This window comes from Glutamicibacter sp. JC586 (assembly GCF_009805585.1).
Lineage (GTDB): Bacteria > Actinomycetota > Actinomycetes > Actinomycetales > Micrococcaceae > Glutamicibacter.
In genome coordinates this window covers 120,623-145,189 of sequence record NZ_VHIN01000009.1, presented here as the reverse complement: position 1 = coordinate 145,189, position 24,567 = coordinate 120,623, and the positions used below count along the sequence as shown (strand labels likewise).

Sequence of the window (24,567 nt, the reverse complement as noted above, 5' to 3'; positions counted from 1 at the left end):
GTTGTACGTGGGCCTAGGCTTCAGCTTCGCCGATGCGCTGGAATTTCAGCTGTCGGCGGGCCAAACGGTGTGCATCCGGGATGGCCCGGGCCAAGGAAATTTCTGCAGCAATGGCTAAGCCAAGCTGTTGACAGAATTCACGCGGCTGCTTCGAAGCATCCACCTGTTCTTCCACCACGTGGTCCACCAAACCTGCTTCACACAACGCCGGCACACCGATTTTCTGCTGCCGCGCCATCTCGGGAGCTTTATCGGTGCTGCGGTGAATGATGGCGCTGGCGCCTTCGGGTGGCAAGGGGGATAACCAAGAATTTTCCGCAGCCAGCGTCCGGTCCGCGGGAAGCAACGCTAGCGCGGCACCTCCGGTTCCCTGCCCCAGAAGCACCGACACCGAAGCGGTTCGCAAACCGATGAGCTCATTGAGGGACCGCGCGATTTCTCCGGCTAGCCCACCTTCTTCTGACTGCACGGATAATTCGGCACCGGTGGTATCGATGATGGTCACCAACGGTAGCTTCAGCTCCTGAGCCAACTGCATGCCTCGACGAGCCTCCCGCAATGAGGCTGGACCCAAGCTGGCAGTTTCTGGGTGTCGAGGACGTTGTTGCCCAATCACCACGCAGGCCTGATCGCCAAAACGGGCCAAGGCCAGTATCAGGCCGGGATCTTTTTCGCCCTGACCGGTACCGTTTAGTGGCAACGCTTCGTCGGCGGTCGCCAACAACATTCTCGTGTCTGGGCGACGCGGGTTACGGCTAGCAAGAACCGAATCCCAGACATCCTTGTTACCCCGTGAATAGGACTGGCCCATAGGGGCAGGGAAGCTATTTTTGGTGGGGGACGGTTGAAGAATTGATAGGGCCCGATTCACCAAGTTCGAGAGCTCATCGGCTGGGACCACCGCATCGATCAGTCCCTTACGGAACAGATTCTCCGAAACTTGCACCCCATCCGGGAACTTCTGGTCATACAGAGCTTCATACACTCGTGGGCCCAAGAAGCCTAGTAGTGCACCGGGCTCGGCCACGGTAATGTGCCCGAGCGAACCCCATGAGGCCATCACACCGCCAGTGGTCGGGTGGCGCAGATACACCAGATAGGGCAGCCCGGCTTCCTTATGGCGGCGGACCGCATCGGTAATGGCCACCATTCCCAAGAAGGCCAGCGTGCCTTCCTGCATGCGCGTACCACCCGAGGCGGGACCTGCCAGCAACGGAAGCTTGAGCGCGGTGGCTCGCTGAATCGCAGCTACGATGCGCTGCACTGCTGCCTGACCGATGGAACCAGCCAGAAATCTAAACTCGGAGACGATTACCGCAACCTCGCGGCCGTGGATCCGACCTTTACCGGTGATAACCGCCTCGTCGGTTCCGCTTTTAGCCGTCGCTGCGTGCAGGTCCGCGGCGTACTCATCGCTTAGTGGTGGTTGGATCGGGGTCTGGTCCCATGACTCAAAGGAGCCAGCATCCAACACGATATCCAGTAGCGTGGCAGCATCGATACGCATTGTCGAAGTGTTCATCTACCTACCCTCCTTGCGTGAGAGCAGCCATTGCTCAATTTCATCTGCGTCCGAGTTCAATACCGGCGGGGCAGCATGCGCGGTGCGTGTGGTCTCCTTGTTGGTGGCCGGATCGAAGAAGCGCAAGGGTGGGCCGGGCAAATTGATCTTGCCTAGAACTTCATGCTCCACCTCAACGATGAGTCCTTGAGATTTCACCTGTTCCCATTCATATACTTCTTCAATGCTGCGCACCTTGCCCGAAGGGATGCCGGCGTCATCGAGGATCCTTAAGAGATCTTCAGCGTTGTACTGTGCGAATCCCTGCTCGATGAGTAGGTTGAGCGCGGGGCGGTTGGCCACACGGGACTGATTATCAACAAAACGCGGATCATCTGCGGGCAGGTTGAAGGTGGTGGCAAAATTCTGCCACAGTTTCTGGCTGCCGATACTGATCTGTATCTTGGAGTCCTTGCATGCGTACAAACCATAGGGTGCGATGGATGGGTGGTGGTTTCCGATGGCTTGCGGGTTCTGGCCGGCCACGGTGGCACGGGTTCCTTGGAAGGCATGCACACCAATAATGGAGGCCAGCAGGGAAGTGCGCACCACCTGTCCGAGCCCGGTTTTTTCGCGCTCCAACAAGGCTGCGAGCACTCCATAGGCGCCGTACATTCCCGAGAGCAGATCAGCGATGGGAACGCCGACCTTTTGCGGATCCTCGGGACCCGACCCAGTTATGGACATCAGGCCGGCTTCGCCCTGCAAGATCTGGTCGTAGCCGCTGCGATGGGCTTCTGGACCGTCGTGACCAAAACCGGTGATCGACATGATTACCAGGCGCGGGTTCAACTCGTGCAGGACTTGCACGCTGAAGCCCAGACGATCCAAAACACCAGCTCGGAAGTTTTCCATCAGAACATCGCTATTCTTGATCAGCTCTACAAGTTTGGCCTTGTGCTCTTGATCTTTCAGATTTAGCGAAAGTGAGAGCTTATTGCGGTTGCAGGACAGGAAGTAGGTGGCCTGGGGATTCTCTTCAGGGCCCACGAAGGGTGGGCCCCAGCCTCGGGTGTCATCCCCAACGTCAACGCTTTCAATTTTGATGACCTTGGCACCAAGATCACCCATCATCATTCCGGCGTGCGGACCAGCCAAGGCACGGGTGAGGTCAAGGATGACGTAGCCGCTTAGGGGTCCGATCGTGCTCGGCCCTGCGCCGTCCATGTTGGTAGCAGTCGAGTGTTTTTCTTTTGTTGAACTCATATCAGCCTCCTAAAGATTTTTCGAATGGTGTTCAGGGTGCCGCTTAGAGCCAGCCGGGCAACACCAGTAGTGCCCAGGCCAGCACCGGACCAACCAGTACAACGATTCCTCCGTAGCCCAAGACCTGCTTGTAGAAGCGGTCCTTGTCGGTACCTTCGGGGGCATTGGCCAGCACCAGTGCTCCATTGGTGGAGAAAGGCGAGACATCAACTACGGTCGAGGCGATGGCCAGTGCGCAGATTAGGCCGGTAGCGCTGATGGATCCGGTATTCAGGAACGGAATGGCCAGCGGAATCAGTGCGGCCAAAATAGCGGTGGAGGAAGCAAAAGCGGAAACGACGGCGCCGATGTAACAGATCAACAGGCCGGCCAGTAGTGGTGCACCCAGACCAGCAACGCTGTTGGAAACGTATTCGATGGTGCCAGCTTCTTCGAGCACGCCAACAAAGGTGAGCATGCCGCAAATCAATAGCACCGTGGCCCAGCTGATCTTGTTTACGGCACCCTTCTGCGCCTTTGGGTTTACCAGGGCAAGGAACACCGCGATGGTGATGGAGACAAATCCAACGTCCACCTTGAAGCCCAGGGCGACTACTGCCAAGGCAATCAAACCAATGATGGTCATGACCTGACCGAAACGCTGACCTGGTTCATGGGGTGCTGCACCGTCGCCGGCTGGATCGCGTGGCCCGTAGGTGCCCGAGCCACTGCTCTTGAAGTCAACGTCTGCTGCATGGGCGCCGGCGGAAACTTCCAGGCGAGCTTTGGCAACATGTTCAGCGATAGCACCGGCGCGCTGGCCGACGAGTTGCCGTCCGCCCAAGACGATGAACAGAACGATGGCAATGACCAAGTTGAAGATGAAGCTGGTCAGGAACAGCGCGGTGGAGCTGAAATCGAAACCAGCCTTTTCGATCAGTCCGTTGACGATCACGCCATAGACCGCGATTGGGGAGAAGCCGCCGGCTTGTGCACCGTGAACCACGAGCATGCCCATCATTAGTGGGTTGATCTTGTAGCGCTGCGCGAAGTTCAGTGCGATCGGTGCGATGATCGCTACCGCTGCTGGGCCGAGGGCACCAATGGCGGTGATGGCCGCGGTGATGACAAACATGACCCAGGGGATCAGTGAGATTCGGCTGTCCACCAGTTTGACGGCTTTATCCACCAGTATGTCGATGGTGCCGTTATTTTGGGCAATGGCAAAGAGGTAGGTGACGCCCGCTAGGGTGAGGAACAGGCCGCCGGGGAAACTGGCGAGTATTTCTTTGGTGTCCATTCCAAGGAAGACGGTGCCCAGCAGGAATGCTCCGACAAAGGCCAAGGCACCCATGTTAATGGGGAAAATTGTGGCAATGATGAACATCACCGCCAAGATCAAGATTGAAACTAACGCGACAGACATGTGGTTGATCCTTTTCGCAGTAGGCCGCAAAGCGAGTTTGTTTTGTGTGACGGGAGTCACTGGCTCACTGGCCTAGCCTCCTAGACTCCGAGTGTCTTGTCAAGCTAAATTTCGGTGTAAGTTTGTCCTAGAACACAGCAGAGGGAGGGAACGTGGCTGAAATCAAGAAGCCGGCTGGTTTTGCCAAGGTGCAACGCCCAAGGCTCTATGAGCAGCTCATGCAGCAGATCTTAGCTTTTGTGGAACAGGAGCAATTGGGTCCCGGGGATCACTTGCCTGCAGAGCGCGAATTAGCAGATCAGCTAGGGGTTTCGAGAGCTACATTGGCTCAGGCACTAGTGGCTTTGGAAGTTCTGGGTGTCATTGATGTTAAACACGGAACCGGGGCTGTATTGGTCTACCGCCCCAGCGTCGCCACGGTGTTGCGTGAACTTCGTGAGCACGAAAATAGGCTCCCAGAAATTGTTGAAGCGCGAAGCACCTTGGAAGTAAAACTTGCTTCGTTGGCCGCGCAACGGCGCACCGATGCAGACCTGAAAAAGATCAATCAGGCACTGACTGTGATGTCTCAAGAGATTAAAAACGGCGGGCGCGGCGAGAAAGGGGACGAGCTCTTTCATGAAGCAATCACCGGTGCCGCCAAGTCTTCGGTATTGCAGAAACTGATGACATTTATTTCTGAAATGGTGCTGGAAACTCGACTGGAATCCCTGGGGCAACCAGGCCGGCCAGAACGCTCCTTGGAGTCTCACCGCAAGATCGCTGAAGCGATTAGTGATGGGGATGGTGAGGCGGCTGCAGTTGCAATGCAGGAGCATATTGAACTGGTTTCCGACGTGGCATTGCTTAAGGACAGCCAGTAGGCCAGCAGTAGTAAGCGGTGTGTCGCCGCAATGTAAGTGGAAGCATCGACCGAGCCCGGATGGTTCGGTGGTCAGCTAGTTATAGAAATGACGAGCATGCGTGCTTACGTGTGTCGATGCATCGATAGGCCGACTGGTTTTTGAAACAGCGAAGTCGGATCTAAAGAAGAGGCCCGCCCGAAGAGACGCTCTAGCAACCGGCAACAAAATAGGATTCACAACAAATAACCCCGGGTTTCCCGCGCAATACGCGAGAAACCCGGGATTATTTAGCCCAGCAGCTTAGACCTGGTTACCCAGCTTGAAGCCCTTGGAAGCCTGACCATGGTACGAACCGGTGTCATCACCATCGCGGGTGAAGGAGAAACCGTCGGCACCGATGGTGACCTCAAGTTCGGAATCATCGGTACGCTCGACGATTTCCTTCACGTTGCCATCAAGGTCTAGGACCTTGGAAGCCTCGGTGTACCAGGATGGGACTACTGGGTTGCCCCACCAGTCGCGGCGCTGGTTATCGTGCACGTTCCAGGTGATGGTCGGATTATCTGGATCGCCGGTGTAGTAATCCTGGGTGTAGATCTCGATGCGGTGATCATCTGGATCCAAGATGTACAGGTAGAACGCGTTGGACACACCGTGACGGCCCGGGCCGCGTTCGATGCGATCGGAGATACGCAGCGCACCCATCTTGTCGCAGATCTGGATGATGTTGTGCTTCTCGTGGGTGGAGAAGGCAACGTGGTGCAGGCGTGGTCCGTTGCCACCGGTCAGCGCGGTGTCATGAACGGTACCCTTGCGCTGCATCCAAGCAGCGTAGGTAGTGCCTTCATCGTCCTGAATATCCTCGGTAACTGTGAAGCCCAAATCTTCGAGGTACTTGCGTCCACGCGGTACATCCGGGGTGACCTGATTGAAGTGGTCCAAGCGCACCAATTCGCCGGCCGAGTACAGGTCATAACGCATGTGCAGGCGCTCAACATGGGTGGTCTCGAAGAAGAACTCATAAGGGAAGCCCAGCGGATCCTCAACACGAACAGCGTCGCCAATGCCTCGAACGAAGCCTTCCTTGCGGCGCTCGGTGCGGCAGCCCAACTCCTTGTAGTAGGCCTCGGCCTTATCTACTTCTTCGGTGGATCGAACGCGGAATGCCATGGCTTTCAGTGCTGCTACTGGACCCTTAGTCAGTACCAGGTTGTGGTGGATGAATTCTTCGAAGGAACGCAGGAAGATCTGGTTTTTATCTTCGTATGAAACATGCAGGCCCAGCACGTCCACGTAGAAATTACGGGAACGCTCAAGATCGGTAACGACCAATTCTGCGTAGGCGCAACGCAGGATATCTGGCGCTGGAACCGATGGGGTGGGAATTGGGTTTGAAATTTCTTTGCTCATGATGTGCTCCTTTGCAATCAAGCTAATGGTGGCTAAACGCCGAACTTAGGGGAGTGTGCTTCGTTGAGTGTGATCTGGATGGACTGCTGGGTGGTGTAGAAGTCCACCGAACGGTAACCACCTTCGCGGCCTAGACCCGAAGCCTTCACGCCACCGAATGGCGTGCGCAAATCACGGACATTGTTCGAGTTCAGCCAAACCATGCCGGAGTCAATCTGGTGGGCAAAGTTATGTGCACGCTTCAGATTGGAGGTCCATACGTAGGCAGCCAGACCATACTTGGTGTTGTTGGCCAATTCCAGTGCTTCCTCGTCGGTATCAAACGGGGTGATAGCCACAACTGGACCAAAGATTTCGTCCTGGAAGATTTGCGCATCCGGTGCTACATCCGCGAAGACTGTCGGTGCAACGTAGTTGCCCTCTTCGAAGCCTTCAGCGCGTCCGCCACCTGCCAGCAACCGGCCCTCACCCTTGCCGATTTCGATATAGCTCATCACCTTTTCGAAGTGCTTCGGGTGAACCAGCGAGCCGACTTCAGTCTTTGGATCGCTTGGCAGTCCCACCCGGATGTTCTTCGCGCGTTCTGCAAACTTGGCTACGAAGTCATCATAGATATCGCGCTGTACGAGCACGCGGGAACCAGCGGTGCAACGCTCACCGTTCAGTGAGAAGACACCAAAGACGGTGGCGTCCAGGGCGGCTTCTAGATCAGCATCGGCGAAGACTACGGCAGGAGACTTTCCGCCCAGTTCCAAGGACAGGCCCTTGAAGAATGGGGCTGCTGCAGTGGAGATGGTGGCGCCGGTGGACGAGTCGCCGGTGAAGGACACCAGTGGCACATCAGGGTGCTTGACCAGGTAGTCGCCGGCAACTGAACCGGAGCCGAAAATCAGGTTGAAGACGCCTTCTGGAAGGCCAGCTTCTTTGAAGATTGCTGGCCATAGTCCTGCCGAAAGTGGGGTGTAGCTGGCAGGCTTGAGAACCACGGAGTTACCGGTGGCGATGGCCGGAGCCAGCTTCCATGATTCCTGCATGAACGGTACGTTCCATGGGGTGATCAATGCGGCGACGCCAATTGGTTTGCGGTTCACGTAGTTCATCTGGCGACCTGGGACGCGGAAGGAGTTATCTACCTGAGCGACAATGAGGTCTGCAAAGAAACGGAAGTTCTCGGCTGCTCGACGTGCCTGACCCTTAGCCTGGGTGATTGGCAGACCCGAGTCGTAGGACTCAAGCAGGGCCAGCTCGTCATCACGAGATTCAACGATGTCAGCGATCTTGTGCAATACACGCGAACGCTCACGTGGCAGCATCTTGGACCAAGGACCTTCTTTGAACGCCTTGTTAGCTGCGGCGACCGCCAGATCAACATCCTCTGGCTGGGCCGAGGCGGCGGTGGCGTAATTCTGGTTAGTTACCGGTTCTTGAACGTCAAAAGTTGCTGAAGAAATGGAATCAACAAAGGTTCCGTCGATGTAGTGCTGCAGATGGGTTGGAAGGTTTTCTGGTACGAAGTGCTCGCTCATGAGAATTTCTTTCGTTTTTGGTGGTGGTTCCGGCATCGTTGCCGTGGGGAGGGAAGAATTTTCTGTCTTAGATGACGCTGGGTTCCATACCAGCGGCCTTCAGATAGCTGTTGAGGGTGTGGGCTCGGTGTTCACGACAGGCCGCTTCAATCTGTGCCGGGGTGGCATGGGATTCAATTAGATCCAGCAACCCGTCATGTTCCTTGACCGATTCGCGGGCACGATACGGGATGTGGGTGAAACTGCTGGCCCGCATTGCTGCCAGCCGGCGCCATCCGCGTTGCACTAGGTCTAAAATGTGCGGGTTGGGACATTGTCCGTAAAGCAACTGATGGAATTCGGTATTCATTCTGGTGAAGGCCACCGGGTCAAAATCTTCCAAGCACTGACGCATTTTTTCGTTCAACGCTCGCGCTTTGGACAACCATGCGGCGTCCATGGCGTGCGCTGCTAAAGCGGTGGCAGCTGGCTCAATGATCATCAGCGTCTGCATGGTGTGCAGATACAGGGTGGAATCCACTTGGGCTACGGTAGCCCCAACATTGCGGGTGAAGTGAACAAGACCTTCGGCTTCCAGCCGGCGGATTGCTTCACGCACCGGCACTACCGAACAGCCCAGTTCTTCGGCAATGGTGCCGAGCACCAGACGATATCCGGGGGAGTAAGCGCCAGTGTTGATGCGTTCTGAGACCAGTTGATAGGCGACCTCAGACTTTGAAGCGCTCATTACAGTGACCATGAATCCAACTCCGGGCTTCCAGCATCTTTCCAAGTGTTGTACTTGGCTTTCCATTCAGCGTTCATTGGGAACAGACCCTCGATGCCGTAGCCACGCTTGACCATGGCAAAGATGAATTCGTCATTTGACTCGGTAACTACTGCCTCGGCGGCAACTTCTTCAACCAGTGCTGGCGGGATGACCACAATGCCATCGGAGTCGGCAACGATCACATCTCCTGGCTGAACCGAGACGCCACCACAAGCAACGGTGATGTCCTTATCCCATGCCACGTGCTTACGTCCAAGCACTGCCGGGTGAGCGCCGTTGTAGAAAACAGGGATGTCCAGGTTGGACACGGCGTCCAGGTCACGGACGCCACCATCTGAGATGATGCCGGCTGCACCTAGCTGCTGGGAGCGGAGCGCCAAGATGTCACCGAGGGTGGCCGAGCCGGTTTCTCCACGGGCTTCCATCACGAGGATTTCGCCGCTGCCAAGGGAGTCGATGGACTGCTTCTGGGTGTTGTAGCCAGCTCCGTGAGCCTTGAACAGATCTTCACGGTTGGGGATGTAGCGCAAGGTGCGGGCGGTGCCGATGACTCGCTGCATTCCCTTGGTGGCGCCGGGGACTTCGATGTTCACGTTATTTAATCCGCGCTTGCGCAGGGTGGCGGATAGGGTGGCGGTGGCGACCGAGGCGAGTTGTTCGCGCACCTTGTCGGTCAGTACGTCCTTGCCGGTGATTACCGGAGGAAGTCCAGCTGAAGCGCGATCGCCGTAGGCGTCTTCCTTATCCTTCTCGTTGACCTTGGGCTGGTTGCCGAAGGATCCGAAGGCGGCGGTGCCTTCGACTGCGGTGGTTTTTAGTTTGCCGGTGGAGGTGCCGGTGATCAGGTCGGTGACTTCAACTTCAACGACGTCGCCGGGGAAGAACACGGTGGAGCCAGCGGGAGTACCGGTGAGGATGATGTCACCTGGCTGCAGGGTCATTTGCTGAGATAGATCGGCGATGATCGTGGCGAATGAGAAGAGTAATTCTGCGGTGGTTGCGTCCTGCGCGAGGGTGCCGTTGACCCAGGTCTGCACTCGTAGTTTGGCTGGATCAATGCTTGCGGCGTCCAACAGGCTAGGGCCTAGAGGAGTGTAGCCGTCGCCGGACTTGGAACGGATGTTGGAACCCTTATCTGCGTACTTCATATCGTGCACGCCTAGGTCATTTGATGCGGTCACCGATCCGACATAGCCCCAGGCCTCGTCAACGCTGATGCGGCGAGCGGTGGTGCCGATGATCAAGGCAATTTCACCTTCGAAGGCAAGGAGCTCGGTGCCGGCGGGGCGTTCAACGGTGCCATTGGTGACGGCCAATGAACTCGATGCCTTCATGAAGTAGCTAGGGAATTTTGGGGTACGTCCGCGCTGTTCAGCGCGGGATGAGTAGCTAAGGTGTACAGCCAGAACTTTGCCGGCCTGGGCGAAGGTCTCTTGGGTTACTGGAACAGTAGTGCTCACCGTTGATCGTCCTACTTTCGTCATACATTATGTCGTACATCAAATCGTATACGATCAGTGTGCGCTGAATCTCACTTGGTGTCAAGCGGTGTGCCAAAGCGAACGTTCTCACGGGATTGTGGTGGTGAAGATTTAACAAACTACTGGCAACGACTAGGGCACCGTTTAAAGGAAGAATCCCTGAACGGTGCCCTAGTTATTGTTCTCTGGCCGCCTGACAAGTTCGCCTGGCAGTTGTTGTTTATTTAGTTACGGAGTAACTATTTGTTGCAGAAGCCCAGCTGGCCGTTGGAACTGACAGGCGGTAAGTCTTCTTCTTTGATTGGGTCACGGTTAGCTTGGCCGTTCCCTTCTTCAAGTTTACCGTCTTCAGTGTCTTCCACTTGCTACCGGACTTCACCTGGAACTTTGCGTTCTTGGCGTTGTACTGCGCGTAACGGTACTTTTCTGGCGAGTAGACCTGAGCCTTGGCGGTGAGGGTTACTTTTCGGCCTGAACGCTTTGCGGAGACCGAACTCTTTGCTTTTCCGCGAACGTAGAAGGTCTTGCTGGTGCGGTCGGTGTAGTAGGTGTACTCAGTATCGTAGTCATCCCAGTACGAGTTCCATGAACTGTAGGTCGCAGACACGTCCGCTGGACCAACTTTGTAAGCACCGAGCCCATAGAGACTTGGGCAGATAAAGGCGCGGTCCGCGATCTTTCGATTTTCCAATGAGACACCGGCAACTAGACCACCATTGCGGGTGACGTCGATGTAGGCAGAGGCATCCTCGTAATCCCCCTTGACCTTTGTGGATGCCTTGACGGTTAAGTTGCGGCAATTTGAATCGGCGACGGTGATCGACGAAACGGAATAATCTGTGATGTCGATTGGTCGTTCGCTGGCTTGAGCTGGAACTGTGCCAAGCGCGAGCGCCCCGGCTGCAACCAGTGTCACCACCGCGTTGCGAACGCGGCGAAGTGTGAAAACTTGCATGTTGTACTCCCCGTAAGAGTGCGAGTGATGATTCAGGGCGGACGCCTTGAATAAGGAGATCGTAATTTATGGGACCGACTTTTAAGATTCAAGTACCAATTCTTACGACAGAATATTGAGTTTTTCTGACCTCGCTGGCCTTAGTCCGGCTGATACGAACAGTCTGCGACAATGATCGCATGCGAATCATCCTCATACGACATGGTCAAACTGCTTCAAATATCGGGCGCTACCTCGACACGGCAGAACCGGGTGCTCCGCTGACTGTTCTTGGCCAAGAACAGGCGCAAGCGTTGCCAGCAGCGTTAGAAGATGAACGGATTGATGCCATCTATGCTTCGACCTTGATGCGGACGCAGCAAACTGCACAGCCACTGGCTCAAGCGCGTGGTCTTGAAATTCAGGTTCGTGTCGGGCTTCGGGAAATTTCCGCTGGAGATCTCGAAATGGCTAACGACGAGGACTCTATCCAGAAGTACCTCAGCATTGCCATTGGCTGGGCTGATGGGGATCAAAATGTTGAAATGCCGGGCACTGGTCGATCCGGGGCAGCAGTACTAGCTGAGTTCGACCGCGTCGTGGATGAAGTTCTCGCCGCTGGTGGGCAAAGTGCGGTGATCGTTTCTCATGGGGCAATGATTCGAGCATGGGCTGGATCACGGGCCGTTAATCTCGATCCGGGATTTGTTGCACAGGCGGTTGTATCGAATACGGGAATCGTTGTTCTTGAGCGCTTTCATGGGCAGTGGTATGTCCTGCATTGGCAAGAGCAAGCCATGGGCGGGCCAGATGTAGAAGCGCTCGGAGCTGATGGCCCTGCTGCTGAATCTACAAGTAGCTGAGGCTGGTCGCTTCTCAGTGCTGAAAATCGTTTGGGCGCTAGCAGATAAAGCGAATGCCGGTTCAGTCAAAAGACTGAACCGGCATTCGCTGTGCTACTGACCGTGAGTAGTGATCAGACTAGGCCTGAGCTCCTGCGCGTGCAGCAGCGGCCTCGCGCTCATCGGCTTCACGCAGTGCGCGCTCCACGCGATCAACGTCGCGGACCGCGCCCTTATCGGCCGAGAGCGCCATGGCAGCGTACGCGCGCAGCGCGGGGGAGACCACACGCTCGCGGCTCTTTGGACGGTAGCCGGTGGTGGAGATCAAACGCTCACGACGTTCGGCCAGCACCTCTTCGGAGACGTTCAAGGTCAGCTCGCGAGTTGGGATGTCGATGGAGATGGTATCTCCGTCTTCAACCAACGCGATCATGCCACCCGAGGCGGCCTCTGGGGATACGTGCCCGATGGACAGGCCCGAGGTACCGCCGGAGAATCGGCCGTCGGTGATCAGCGCGCAAGCTTTGCCTAGGCCGCGCCCCTTCAGGAACGAGGTTGGGTAGAGCATTTCCTGCATGCCCGGTCCACCCTTCGGTCCCTCGTAACGGATGACAACTACGTCGCCTTCCTTAACCTGCTTGTTCAGGATCTTTTCAACGGCTTCGTCCTGGGACTCGCAAACTACGGCTGGGCCGGTGAAGGTCCAGATTGATGGGTCAACGCCGGCGGTCTTTACCACTGCGCCGTCAACGGCTATGTTGCCGCGCAGCACGGCCAAGCCACCGTCCTTGGAGTAGGCGTTTTCAACCGAGCGGATGCAACCAGCCTCAGCATCGGTGTCCAGGGTTTCCCACTGGGCTGACTGCGAGAAAGCGGTGGAGGAGCGTACGCCACCTGGGGCTGCATGCCACAGGGCGAAGGAAGTCTCGGAAGCCTTGCCACCACGGATATCCCATTCATCAAGCCATGCACCCAAAGTGCTGGCGTGAACGGTGTGCACGGTTTCGTCCAGCAAGCCACCGCGACGAAGTTCGCCAAGGATTGCTGGGATGCCACCGGCGCGGTGAACATCTTCCATGTAGTAGATCTTTCCGGCGCCAGCTGCGTTAGGAGCCACCTTGGCCAGGCAAGGTACGCGCCGGGAGACTGCATCGATCTCATCCAAACCGAAGTCCACGCCAGCTTCGCGGGCGGCGGCCAACAGGTGCAAGATGGTGTTGGTGGAACCGCCCATGGCGATATCCAGTGCCATCGCGTTGCCGAAAGCTTCTACGGTAGCGATGCTGCGTGGCAATACGGTTTCGTCGCTCTCCCCGTAGTAACGGTTAGCGATATCCACTACCAGCTTGCCGGCGTTCTGGTACAGATCCTTACGCGCGGTATGGGTAGCCAGGGTTGAACCGTTACCTGGAAGCGAGAGGCCCATGGCCTCGGTCAGGCAGTTCATCGAGTTGGCGGTGAACATACCGGAGCATGAACCGCAGGTAGGGCAAGCAGACTCTTCAATGCGCAGCATGTCAGCGTCGGAGATGTTTTCGTTCACGGCATCCGAGATGGCATCGACCAAATCCAGGGTGCGAACGGTGCCATCAACCAAGGTGGCACGGCCCGATTCCATTGGGCCACCGGAAACAAACACGGTAGGGATGTTCAGGCGCAGGGCCGCCATGAGCATACCCGGGGTGATCTTGTCACAGTTGGAGATACAGATCAGCGCATCAGCACAGTGAGCGTTGACCATGTATTCCACGGAGTCAGCGATGAGGTCGCGTGATGGCAGTGAATAGAGCATGCCGCCGTGGCCCATAGCGATTCCATCGTCTACGGCGATGGTATTGAACTCGCGTGGGATACCGCCGGCAGCTTCGATTGCCTCGGAAACGATGCGCCCTACAGGCTGTAGGTGGGTGTGTCCGGGAACAAATTCGGTGAAGCTGTTGGCCACGGCGATGATTGGCTTGCGGCCAAGATCTGCGCCATTAACGCCGGCTGCGCGGAACAGTGCGCGTGCGCCGGCCATGTTGCGGCCATGGGTAACGGTGTGTGAACGAAGTGTGGTCATTTCTAAATCACACCACAAATTTGTGCTCAAACCCAGACGGCGCTGATACTAGTAGTACTACTACCATGATAAGAAGGTTTTGATTATGGACGCAGGTCAGCGACGCCGTGAGGAACTGGCGGCTTTTCTTAAAGATCGCAGGGCCCGTGCGGATAGGGCCTCGCATGGCTTGCCTGAGGTTGGGCGCAGCCGCGTCCGTGGACTTCGCCGTGAAGAGGTAGCTACGCTGGCTGGCGTATCAGCCACTTGGTACACCTGGCTCGAACAGGCGCGCGACATCAATCCGTCACGTCAGGTGATGCAGTCCTTGGCTCGACTTTTCAGGCTCAGTGCTGTGGAAACCAGTTACCTCTTGGCTATGGCTGGTCATGGAGAACTGGCGCCGGAGGAATCTAGCGCCATGACGCCGGCCCTGCAACGCTTGTTGGATGTTATGCACTTTCCGGCGTTTTTACTCTCCGCAGATTGGGCCATCATTGGATGGAATGCCGAATATGCTCAGTTGTATCCACGCATCGCTTCGGTGGACCCCGAGGACCGCAACCTGTTGTGGCTGGTCTTTACCGACGCACAGTTACGTGAGATGCTCCCAGACTGGAAGAAGCAAAGTCGCGGATTTGTCGGAAGCTTCCGTGCAGAAACCAGAAGTTGGCTCAGCCCATCGGGGGACACCGGGATCGTTGCCCGAGTGTCGGCGGCATCGGAAGAATTTGCGGCTATTTGGAATGAACGCGACGTTGCCGGTTTTCAGACAGGGGAGCGAGTCTTCCGTCATCCGGTCAAGGGGCTAACGACCTACGAACAGCACAATCTGACTCCAGCGGAAGCTCCCGATCTGACGCTGCTGATGTATACGCCGCTGTAGCCTAAGTACCGATCGTGGCGTGAGCATGAAGAAGCGACGCAGTTGCCATGGCTTCGGATCTCTGCGTCGCTCCTTGGACGAAACCGTCCTACTGTAGATTCAAAGTGAACTTCGTGCCGTCAGGACGTGGGAAACTGATCTTGCCAAGATCGCGAGCGGTGTCTACTTCCATCGCAACCGAAACGATTCCATCTTCGGAAGCTTTGAACTCCACTGGGGGACGAAGATCCTCGTGGTTGCCCGGAATTTTGAGGAGCTCAGTGCGGACAATCTTCTCGGTCAAATCAGGCGGAAGCATCGCGAGGACAACTTCTGGTTGATCTGAATTGCCGGTGACTTCCAACTGAATACCGCTTTGCTTCACCACTGCCGGGTCTTGGCATTCAGTGTTCGGCCCATTGGTGATACCAGTGCCGTCTTGGTCCCCGCTCTTGGCCCATGCTAGTAGGCACAGCTCATCAGAATCATTGACTGCAACGTATTGCGATGCGTAGGACATGAGATTCAACAGCCGGAAGGATTCAGGCTTCAGGGTTGAGTCTGTGACTTTATCTTCAGGCCTGTCCTCGCTGGTTTGCTCACGAGAGAACGCAGGGATGAGATCTTCTGCGCTGACTGATTTAGAGGTCGCCGCAGGGGTTGCGGTGGCGCTGGATTCTTGGCTCGGCGATGATTCGCTAACAATAGAGACAGGCGACGCGGTTGTTCCGGACTTTGTAGCCGATTCAGTGCTGGCAGCACATGAGGTGGCCAGAAGTACGGTACTTAACCCCAGTAGTAGTGGGAGTTTGGACTTCATTGCGGACCCTCGAATTCATGCTGGTGTACAAAGTGATTGAAATGCTGGAAGTTGATGAAATTCGAATCATCTTGGTTCCTGCGGGTTCTGCCGAAACGAGAACCAGTGAGCAGTCAGAAGAAAGAACTCATCTTAAGCACAAACGCTAACATCGCTTTGACATGGAAAACAAGGACTTATTTCAAGGGGATGGCTGAAAGGGAAAAACTGCACTTTGTCCAGAAACTGGTGGTGAAGCTTTGGTAAAGATTGTTTCGTTTCGATTGGGCCCCATGTAGCTTTTCGTGATTTTTGACGGATCACCCTTGCCAATATTTGTACCTGAAGAGTTTTGGTAGCGATGGCAACGTCCAGACAAGAACTTGATGGCAGTTTAGATGACAACTGCTTGAAATGCCGGCGAAATCTCCCACTGCCACACTTGAAGCATCACATTAATTTGCGTGCGTTGGCGGGGAAGAGCGACATCGTGTTTCGCGCTTATAGCTCAGCCCGGGCAGCGGGGCCCTTAGCCGTAAAGGATCAATCGATGTTTGGGTTAGAGCTTGTCGTTATTTTGGGAGTAACGATCGTGATTTGTACCGGCCTGGCCAGTAGGGTGCATATCGCGCCTCCGGTGCTCTTGTTGGTCAGCGGACTGCTATTGGGATTTATCCCAGCGCTTCGCGAAATTTCCCTGCCACCGGAGGTTGTACTCTTCCTGTTCCTACCGGCTTTACTGTTTTGGGAGAGCCTGACTACATCGCTGCGAGAGATTCGGGCAAATCTACGCGGCATCATTTTGGCCAGCACCTTGTTGGTCTTGGCCACCGCCGGTTCGGTGGCAGTCATCGCTCATCTTTTCGGGATGGACTGGGGACCGGCATGGGTGCTTGGTGCCGCGCTAGCACCCACTGATGCAACTGCGGTCGGTGCGCTAACCCGCAACCTCACCCGCAGAACCGTGACCCTGCTGAAAGCCGAAAGCCTTATTAATGACGGCACGGCGCTAGTTATTTACGGGATTGCAGTCACCGCGACGGTTGGCACCGAACAGATCACCGCCCTGCACGTCTCATGGCTTGTTGTCCTGGCCTATGTGGGTGGCATGCTCATTGGTGCCATACTGGCGTGGGCTGTGATGAAGTTACGTGCTCGCATGGACAACCCCATTCAAGAGACCGCGCTGAATATCTTGGCCCCGTTCTTGGCCTACTTTATGGCTGAAACCATCGAAGCCTCGGGAGTATTGGCGGTGGTGACTGCCGGACTGATGATGTCTCAGGCGCGCCCGCGAGCCGGCCGAGCAGCCTCGCGCAGACAGGCTGATGGATTCTGGAGCTTGTCCACGTTCTTGTTGAACGCGTCCCTTTTTGTGCTTGTAGGTCTTGAACTGCAATCGGCAACGCGCTTACTAGACTCCAGCTTGATTATCCGTGGACTGCTATTGGTTGGCATCATTTCAATGAGCCTGATCGCTGTGCGCATCGTTCATTTGTTTGCGGTGACTTACATCATCCGGCTTTTGGATCGACGCCCAACTCAACGATTGAGAAGAATTGATCATAGGGCTCGAATCGTCAGTGGCGTCGCCGGTTTCCGAGGTGCAGTCTCGTTGGCAGCCGCGTTGGGTGTGCCATTGTTGATTGCTTCGGGTGATCCTTTCCCGGGGCGGGATTTGATCGTTTTTGTAACTGCCGGAGTCGTCGTCGTGACCATTATCGTCCAAGGCTTGCTCTTGCCCGTGGTGGTTGATTGGGCAGCGCTATCCCAAGACACCGCCATTGAAGAAGAACGGCGCCTTGCAGAATCAACGGCAACAAAAGTTGCCTTGGAAGTTTTGGACGAAACCGCTGCGACGTTGGGCACCGACACCATGGTCAGTCAGCGTCTGCGTGAAGAATATGAAGCGCATCTGCGGATCCTGAAGGCCGGTACTGAAAATAGTGACGGCGAGGATGAGCTGCGTAGGGACCAGCAGTACAAGACCCTTCGACTACAGATGTTGGAATATAAACGAGCCACTGTGGTGCGCCTGCGCAACGAGGAACATATCGACGATACCGTCTTGCGTATTATCCAGAACAAGATGGATGCCGAGGAACTACGTTTGGCACCCGAACAGCAAGGTGAGTGAGATGTGGGGCCGTAACTGCCCCGACAATCGTGCGACTGCGTTCCACTTCCGGTTGTGATTCTCGCCGTGAGGTATTGCAGTTGGCGGATCAGGATTCATATTTGAGCGTACGCAGACACATCGGTTCCAGGGCGCCTTCGCAATCGCTGTTTTTCAATAAGAGGCCGTTGATCGTGTTAGCTGCGCAAGAACTGGAGCGCTTTTTCTTTGAACTCACGGCTGGTCACTGCATTGGCATGATTGCGTCCGGCAAGCCACAGCACATCATTAGGTGTGCCAGCGTCCTTGAGCAGGCGTCGAAGCCGCGGCATGGTCGTAGCCAGATCATCTTGGTCGCCGGCGACCAACAAAGTGGGAGATGTAGGCACCTTGGCTGCGGGATCATAAGGCTCGGATTTAATTGCCTCGATCAATTCAAAGAGTGCTTCTAGATCATTGCTTGGTTCAGCCGCGGCAATTTTCATGATGGTTGCCGTGTAATCATCGTTGATTGCTTCTCCACTGGCCACATTGGCTCGGCCTTGAGCCAGATCGAATGCTGCCAGTGGGTCGCCCACGCCCGGTCCGCCCATGACCAGGTGTTCTACTAGGTCTGGGTTGAATGCGGCAAATTCCCACGCAAGACGAGAACCCAACGAATATCCAATGACATCAACGGGACCTTCGTCAAGATCCATCACGATCGCAGCGAGTGCTTGTCGGATTTGGCTCGGTGCCCAGCTGCCTTCATTGCGGCGTGGATTTTCTCCGTGTCCTGGAAGGTCTACAAGTAGTACGTTGCGCCCGGCATCGGTGAAATATTTCAGCCAGCGTGATCGCTCCCAATTCAGCTCGCCAGATGAAGCGAAGCCGTGAATGAACAGCACGGATGGGCCGTTCACCTCAGTGTTTGTGCGAACCACTCGAAGATTGAGATCCAGTGTCATGTCTTTGATCATAGGCCATCTCTAACATTTTTCGGGACAGGTGTTCGCGTCCAACGACACTTAATGTCAGAATGACTCTAACGAATTTGACGCAGTGAAAACGAGGCAAGAACAAGATGTCATCGGTACCGGGATGGGCCAACGTCAACGAGCGACGCAACCTGCCACCAGCACTGGCCGTCTCAACGGTCATTCTCGGCATCCGCGAGGGCCACGACGGAGGGCCGGATAAACTCTGCCTGCCATTGGTCCGCCGCATCCGCCAACCCCACGCAGGACTCTGGGCACTACCCGGAGGGCCGGTGGATGCAAGCGAATCGCTGGGCCAAGCTGCCGGACGAAGCCTAGCTGATACCACCGGTCTTCGCCCTAGCTATCTCGAACAGCTCTATACCTTTGGCGATATTGACCGTTCACCCACGCATCGGTTGGTGACCATCGCCTATTTCGCACTGCTGAACGCTGACCAAGTTGGAGCCACGGTGCAAGACGAGAACGTGGCTTGGTTCGATATTGATGATCCGAATATGGCACAGCTGGCCTTTGATCACCGCAAGATCGTGGATTACGCGCTCTGGCGCCTGCGCAACAAGACCGAGTACGGACAAATTGCTCACCGCCTATTGGGCGAGCGCTTCACACTGGCCGCGCTGCGTGGAGTGTATGAAGCGATCTTGGGCCGACGACTAGACCCGGCAAACTTCCGCCGCACCCTGAAGAACACTGCGACCATCGAGGCCACCGAAGAATATCTTGCCGGCGGACAGCACCGTCCGCCGCGACTCTACCGGTACGTCGGGCACGGGCCAGACCCGCTAGAAGTCGACCCGTCCCAGGGCTAAGAAACTTCCACTCACTTTTACTTCGCAAGAAACGGACTATCACCATGGTTACCCAACAGACCGACAGCAACGAATCTGTCGCACAAAACATCACCCGCCTGAATCTTCTCGCCCCTGAATCCACCTGCTCCACCGACCTGGCATCCAATCCCTGGGACACTGCCACAGGATACGGCCCCGGCGCTTCTCAGGAAGACAAGATTCCTGCGAACTACCCGAAGCAAGGATCCATCCCTCAGCAGTACCTGAATGCAAGCGACGCTGAACTTGATACCCGAATTTTGGCTGCTAAGGAAAAGTTGGGGGAGAAAGCGGTTATTCTCGGACACTTCTATCAGCGAGATGAAGTGGTGAAGTACGCAGACTTCGTGGGGGATTCCTTCCAACTCGCTAACGCAGCCCTTACCAAGGACAAAGCAGAAGCCATCGTGTTCTGTGGCGTGCACTTTATGGCTGAAACCGCCGATATTCTTTCCCGGGATGATCAAGCGGTGATCCTTCCTAATTTGGCCGCCGGCTGTTCCATGGCTGACATGGCCGATGGTCCTAGCGTCCAGCAATGCTGGGAAGAACTGACCGCGCTTTATGCTGACGAAGAAGATGATGGCCGGATGCCGGTGATCCCGGTGACCTATATGAACTGTTCGGCAGAACTCAAAGCCTTTGTTGGTCGTAACGGGGGATTAGTGTGCACCTCCTCGAATGCCGCCACAGTGTTGGAGTGGGCTTTTGAACGCGGACGGCGCGTTCTGTTCTTCCCAGACCAGCACCTAGGACGCAATACCGCTAAGGCCATGGGCGTGCCATTGGAACAGATGCCAATGTGGAGCCCGCGCAAGGAACTTGGTGGCAATGATTCCCAGACGTTGCTGGATGCCAAAGTCATCTTGTGGCACGGTTTCTGCTCGGTGCACAAGCGTTTCACTCCAGCCCAAATCGCGAAGGCACGTGAGGACTTCCCAGGTGTCCAGGTCATCGTGCACCCCGAATGCCCCATGGAGGTAGTGGACGCTGCCGACTCGGCTGGCTCCACCGACTTCATCCAAAAAGCCATTGCCGCAGCCACTGAGCCAACGACCTTTGCCATCGGTACCGAGATCAACATGGTCAATCGCCTAGCAGCCCAATACCCGCAGCACACGATCTTCTGCCTCGACCCGGTGATCTGCCCCTGCTCCACCATGTACCGGATCCACCCGGGTTATCTTGCGTGGGTGCTCGAAGAATTGGTCGAAGGTAGGGTCGTAAACCAAATCACCGTGCCGGCAGAACAGCAAGGCGATGCCAAGATTGCCTTGGAGCGAATGTTGGCGGCCAAACCATGAGCAACAAAGTTCTGACTCAGCGCAAGCTGGTGATCATCGGCTCTGGGGTGGCCGGTTTATGTGCCGCGCTGGAGGCAGTTCGTTTAGGTGCACCGGTGGTTATGTTCACCAAGGAGCAGCTCGGCTCCGGCAATAGTGCTTGTGCTCAAGGTGGCCTCTCGGCCGTGACCGGTCAGGGTGAGGCCTTGGGAGACTCAGTCACCAGCCATGTATCCGACACCCTACGTGCCGGTGCGTTCTATGGAAGAAAAGAAGCTGTTGAAGAACTTTGTGGTTCAGCCGCGGAATTGGTGAGCAGCCTAGAAAACTACCAGGTGCACTTTGACCGGGACGTGGCAGGTAACTATCAACTGGGTTTGGAAGCCGCCCATAGTGCCCACCGGATTCTGCACGCCGGTGGCGACGCCACCGGCGCCGGGCTCATTGCTTCATTGAAGCAACAGGTGATCGCGGCTCAGGCTCAGGGGAAAATCGAGATTATTGAGCACGCGATGGTTATGGACATCTACCGGGGCCAAGGACCACAACTGAGCGTGTCGTATCTTCAAGGGTATGGCCGGGATGCCGAACAGTTGGCAGACGCAGCTGATGCGGTACTCATAGCCACCGGCGGTATCGGCAGCCTCTTTGAAGCCAGCACCAATCCAGCTGGAGCCACAGCTGACGGGATCGGGCTCGCTGCCCGTGCCGGCGCCGTGATCAGTGACCTCGAATTTATTCAGTTCCATCCCACCTTGGTTGACCCGCAACTCTACCCAGAAGCTGGCATGATCAGCGAAGCGGTCCGTGGTGAAGGGGCGGTACTGATCAATGAGACTGGCGAGCGCTTCATGCTGGCGATTGATCCGCTAGCCGAATTGGCTCCGCGCGATGTGGTGGCTAGAGCCATCCACGCTCAATACCAAGCGGGCCATCAGGTATTTATTGACGCCAGGGCAGTTGAAGCCGAGCGTGGAGACGGATTCTTGGCCTCTCGCTTCCCCTCCATCTCGGCGAGGCTCAAGAACTGCGGCCTAGATCTTGCCGTGGCCCCGATTCCTGTCCTGGCTGCTCAACATTATGTGATGGGCGGGATTCATACCGATACGCAGGGGCGTTCCAGCGTACCGGGAATCTATGCTGCCGGTGAGTGTGCCAATACCAGTGTGCATGGAGCCAACCGGCTTGCTAGTAATTCGCTGCTTGAAGCGATGGTATTTGCCCGTGAGGCTGTCCTTGCGATGACTACCGATTCACCCCAGAGTTGTGCTCAAGTAGCGGAGATTCAGGTAGTTAACCTGCCGTCGGTGGCTGCCAAAGCACCGCTGGGATTAGCGCAGTTACAAGAGTTGGCCAGCACCCACCTGGGAGTGCACCGCACCGGAGTGGGGCTGAGCGAACTGATCGACGTGCTCGACTCCAGTGAACCGGTAGCCGATGAGCAACGGGCACAGGTTGAGTTGAACAATCTCTTTACCACCGCCCGCATCATTGCCCACGCAGCTTTGAACCGAACGCAGAGCCTAGGCGCACATCATCGCCTTGATGCTCAGGTGAACACTAAGAGCAACAAACAACGATTCGGTTGGACCATCGAGGGCAGCCAACCAATAAACCAGCAGAACGAAAGCAAGGAAGTCCACGCGTGAACCAGCCAATCCGCCCGGTCCCAGCCGCAGCCATCGACCGCATCTTGGAATTCGCTTTCGCCGAAGATAATCCACGCGGAGATATCACCGCGGACTCCATCGTTCCCACCGGTTCCGTGGCTAACGCAGTGGTCAGTGCCCGCGAACCAGGAGTCCTCTCCGGCGGGACAGTATTTTCTCGGGCGATGAAGATGATCAACACCGACATTGAGATCACTCAACTGATTGAGGATGGCCAAAAATTTGAGGTCGGGGCCCAACTGCTACGCGTACAGGGACCAGCCAGCTCAGTACTGACCGCGGAGCGAGTAGCGCTGAATTTGTTGCAGCGCATGAGTGCTATTGCCACGGCTACCTCCCAGCTAGTGGAGCTGGTTTCGCAAACCAAGGCACGGATTGCCGATACCCGTAAAACCACACCGGGCCTACGCGTGTTGGAACGCTACGCGGTGCGCTGTGGCGGGGGAGTGAACCACCGAGATAATCTTTCCGAGGCGTTCATGGCTAAAGATAATCACCTCGCTTTGCTCGGTGAAGGCGAAGAACTGAGTCAAGCGTTGAAGCGGGTCCGCTCCCAGCTAGGCCATACCACCGCCATGGAAGTGGAAGTAGACAGGATTGAACAGATCCCAGCAGTTCTTGATGCAGGGGTGGATATCATCATGCTCGATAACTTTGACCTGTTGGACATCCCGGCAGCAATCGAGCTCATCAACGGGCAAGCAATTATTGAAGCCAGCGGAACGGTGAGCGCACAAACCGTAGCAGCCATTGCGCAGACCGGGGTGGACATCATTTCTAGCGGAGCAATAACTCACTCGGTGCGAGCCATTGACCTCGGTTTGGATATGGTTATTGCATGATCTACATGGACGCCGCTTCCACCGCACCACCTCGCCAAGAAGTTCTTGACCTTGTCACCCCGTTGCTCACCAGCAACTTTGGCAACCCGGCGTCCCTGCATGAGCTTGGGCATCAAGCCAAACGAGCCAATGACTGGGCACGAGCTCAGGTAGCTGGGCAGTTTGGTGTGGATGAGAGTGAAATCTACTTCACCTCCGGCGGTACCGAGTCAGATAACACCGCAGTGATCGGCGCGGCGCTGGCCAATCCTCGTGGCAAGGTGATGGTCACCAGCTCCATTGAGCACCCCGCGGTACTCGAAGCGTGTGCCTACCTAGTGAGGTTTCACGGCTTCACCCACCGCATCATCCCGGTAGACCATCACGGGGTGGTCGATCTCGAAACCGCCAAAGACCTGATTGATGAACAGGTGAGTGTGGTGTCCGTGATGACGGTGAATAACGAGGTGGGCAGCATCCAACCCATCGCCCAACTAGCGGCAATGGCTCACCAAGCCGGGGCACTGCTGCATACCGACGCCGTCCAAGCAGCCGGATGGTTGGACCTCGCTGAAGTAACCAAGCACGTTGATGCGCTGAGCATCTCTGGGCACAAAATTGGAGCGCTCAAAGGCAGCGGAGTGTTGTACTTCAGCAACCAGCATCATTTGGTCCCACTGCTCCACGGTGGCGGGCAACAAAGGGAAATGCGCTCAGGCACCGAAAACCCCGCGGCAGCCGTTGGAATAGCCCGTGCCTTGCAACTATCGAGTGAACAGCGTGCGGCTGGCACAGGTGAAGGCTACGGAAAATACCTCATAGAACGCATCACCAAAGAAGTCGGCGCCATCGCTCCCGGATTAGTTGAACTAACCGGTCACCAAGTCCAACGCGTCGGTGGCATCGTCTCCTTCGTTTTCCCCCGCACGGCCGGTGAAACCGTACTTATTGAGTTGGAACGTCGAGGCGTCCAATGTTCCTCGGGCTCGGCCTGCTCGGCAGGTAGCACTGAACCCTCAGCGGTGCTCACCGCCATGGGGTACCCCGAAGAATTGGCGCACACCGCCGTTCGACTATCATTCACCCGTGGAAGCAAAGAAAACGAAATCTCCCAGGTCGCCAGCGCAGTGGTAGCCACCCTGAAGTCCTTGGTTGGCTAAGCGAAGCTCCTATTGCTCTAGCG

Annotated in this window: 20 protein-coding genes; 9 read left to right on the top strand and 11 right to left on the bottom strand. The window is 56.2% G+C overall.

What is annotated here, in order from left to right; translation table 11 throughout:
- Positions 1-13 precede the first annotated feature (13 nt).
- The 3 genes from FJV47_RS07120 to FJV47_RS07110 all read right to left on the bottom strand — a co-directional run bounded on the left by FJV47_RS07120 (position 14) and on the right by FJV47_RS07110 (position 4,172).
- On the bottom strand, positions 14-1,522 hold the full coding sequence (locus FJV47_RS07120; protein WP_159611469.1) for a carboxyl transferase domain-containing protein: 1,509 nt from the start codon (positions 1,520-1,522) through the stop codon (positions 14-16).
- Complete coding sequence (locus FJV47_RS07115; RefSeq protein ID WP_200831975.1) at positions 1,523-2,728, bottom strand: CaiB/BaiF CoA-transferase family protein; 1,206 nt, start codon at positions 2,726-2,728, stop codon at positions 1,523-1,525. It abuts the gene before it with no gap.
- 82 nt (positions 2,729-2,810) lie between these two features.
- The gene (locus FJV47_RS07110; RefSeq protein ID WP_159611466.1) at positions 2,811-4,172 is read right to left on the bottom strand and encodes an SLC13 family permease; all 1,362 of its coding nucleotides are present in this window, start codon (positions 4,170-4,172) and stop codon (positions 2,811-2,813) included.
- 152 nt (positions 4,173-4,324) lie between these two features.
- Here FJV47_RS07110 and FJV47_RS07105 point away from each other — a divergent pair, with 152 nt between their 5' ends.
- Positions 4,325-5,035 carry a FadR/GntR family transcriptional regulator gene (locus tag FJV47_RS07105; protein WP_370514981.1) on the top strand — a complete coding sequence of 237 codons (711 nt, stop codon included), beginning with the start codon at positions 4,325-4,327 and terminating at the stop codon, positions 5,033-5,035.
- A gap of 282 nt (positions 5,036-5,317) precedes the next feature.
- Here the strand turns inward: FJV47_RS07105 and hpaD are convergent, their stop codons facing one another.
- The 5 genes from hpaD to FJV47_RS07080 form a co-directional block, all read right to left on the bottom strand.
- On the bottom strand, positions 5,318-6,427 hold the full coding sequence (gene hpaD / locus FJV47_RS07100) for a 3,4-dihydroxyphenylacetate 2,3-dioxygenase (protein ID WP_370514979.1): 1,110 nt from the start codon (positions 6,425-6,427) through the stop codon (positions 5,318-5,320).
- A 32-nt stretch (positions 6,428-6,459) separates the two neighbouring features.
- A complete protein-coding gene (gene hpaE, locus FJV47_RS07095) occupies positions 6,460-7,953 on the bottom strand; it encodes a 5-carboxymethyl-2-hydroxymuconate semialdehyde dehydrogenase (RefSeq protein ID WP_159611464.1) in 1,494 nt (497 codons plus the stop codon).
- Positions 7,954-8,020: 67 nt separating this feature from the next.
- Positions 8,021-8,680, bottom strand: a complete 660-nt coding sequence (locus FJV47_RS07090) for a GntR family transcriptional regulator (protein ID WP_159611462.1) — start codon at positions 8,678-8,680, stop codon at positions 8,021-8,023.
- Positions 8,680-10,206 carry a fumarylacetoacetate hydrolase family protein gene (locus FJV47_RS07085; protein WP_200831971.1) on the bottom strand — a complete coding sequence of 509 codons (1,527 nt, stop codon included), beginning with the start codon at positions 10,204-10,206 and terminating at the stop codon, positions 8,680-8,682. The genes FJV47_RS07090 and FJV47_RS07085 overlap by 1 nt, the downstream gene beginning before the upstream one ends.
- Positions 10,207-10,423: 217 nt before the next feature.
- Complete coding sequence (locus tag FJV47_RS07080; protein WP_159611458.1) at positions 10,424-11,158, bottom strand: hypothetical protein; 735 nt, start codon at positions 11,156-11,158, stop codon at positions 10,424-10,426.
- A 179-nt stretch (positions 11,159-11,337) separates the two neighbouring features.
- Here FJV47_RS07080 and FJV47_RS07075 point away from each other — a divergent pair, with 179 nt between their 5' ends.
- On the top strand, positions 11,338-12,000 hold the full coding sequence (locus tag FJV47_RS07075; RefSeq protein WP_159611456.1) for a histidine phosphatase family protein: 663 nt from the start codon (positions 11,338-11,340) through the stop codon (positions 11,998-12,000).
- Positions 12,001-12,118: 118 nt separating this feature from the next.
- Here FJV47_RS07075 and ilvD read toward each other — a convergent pair whose 3' ends face one another.
- Positions 12,119-14,041, bottom strand: coding sequence for a dihydroxy-acid dehydratase (gene ilvD / locus FJV47_RS07070; RefSeq protein WP_159611454.1), 1,923 nt, complete (start codon positions 14,039-14,041; stop codon positions 12,119-12,121).
- An 85-nt stretch (positions 14,042-14,126) separates the two neighbouring features.
- On the opposite strand from ilvD, the gene FJV47_RS07065 reads away from it, so the two are divergent.
- A complete protein-coding gene (locus FJV47_RS07065; RefSeq protein ID WP_159611452.1) occupies positions 14,127-14,906 on the top strand; it encodes a helix-turn-helix transcriptional regulator in 780 nt (259 codons plus the stop codon).
- Between the two features lie 88 nt (positions 14,907-14,994).
- On the opposite strand, the gene FJV47_RS07060 is transcribed toward FJV47_RS07065, so the two are convergent.
- On the bottom strand, positions 14,995-15,705 hold the full coding sequence (locus FJV47_RS07060; protein WP_159611450.1) for a hypothetical protein: 711 nt from the start codon (positions 15,703-15,705) through the stop codon (positions 14,995-14,997).
- Positions 15,706-16,234: 529 nt separating this feature from the next.
- Between FJV47_RS07060 and FJV47_RS07055 the strand changes: the two genes are divergently transcribed.
- Complete coding sequence (locus FJV47_RS07055) at positions 16,235-17,821, top strand: Na+/H+ antiporter (protein ID WP_159611448.1); 1,587 nt, start codon at positions 16,235-16,237, stop codon at positions 17,819-17,821.
- 176 nt (positions 17,822-17,997) lie between these two features.
- Here FJV47_RS07055 and FJV47_RS07050 read toward each other — a convergent pair whose 3' ends face one another.
- Complete coding sequence (locus FJV47_RS07050) at positions 17,998-18,747, bottom strand: alpha/beta fold hydrolase (RefSeq protein ID WP_159611446.1); 750 nt, start codon at positions 18,745-18,747, stop codon at positions 17,998-18,000.
- Positions 18,748-18,863: 116 nt separating this feature from the next.
- Between FJV47_RS07050 and FJV47_RS07045 the strand changes: the two genes are divergently transcribed.
- From FJV47_RS07045 to FJV47_RS07025, 5 genes are read left to right on the top strand one after another with little or no spacing between them, the layout of a single operon-like run.
- Positions 18,864-19,589, top strand: a complete 726-nt coding sequence (locus FJV47_RS07045) for an NUDIX domain-containing protein (protein WP_159611444.1) — start codon at positions 18,864-18,866, stop codon at positions 19,587-19,589.
- A gap of 44 nt (positions 19,590-19,633) precedes the next feature.
- Positions 19,634-20,914 carry a quinolinate synthase NadA gene (nadA, locus tag FJV47_RS07040; RefSeq protein WP_159611442.1) on the top strand — a complete coding sequence of 427 codons (1,281 nt, stop codon included), beginning with the start codon at positions 19,634-19,636 and terminating at the stop codon, positions 20,912-20,914.
- A complete protein-coding gene (locus FJV47_RS07035) occupies positions 20,911-22,542 on the top strand; it encodes an L-aspartate oxidase (RefSeq protein ID WP_159611440.1) in 1,632 nt (543 codons plus the stop codon). The genes nadA and FJV47_RS07035 overlap by 4 nt, the downstream gene beginning before the upstream one ends.
- A complete protein-coding gene (gene nadC, locus FJV47_RS07030; RefSeq protein WP_159611438.1) occupies positions 22,539-23,405 on the top strand; it encodes a carboxylating nicotinate-nucleotide diphosphorylase in 867 nt (288 codons plus the stop codon). The genes FJV47_RS07035 and nadC overlap by 4 nt, the downstream gene beginning before the upstream one ends.
- Entirely contained in the window at positions 23,402-24,544 is a 1,143-nt protein-coding gene (locus FJV47_RS07025) for a cysteine desulfurase family protein (RefSeq protein ID WP_159611436.1), read from the top strand. Before nadC ends, FJV47_RS07025 begins: the two co-directional genes overlap by 4 nt.
- Positions 24,545-24,567 lie beyond the last annotated feature (23 nt).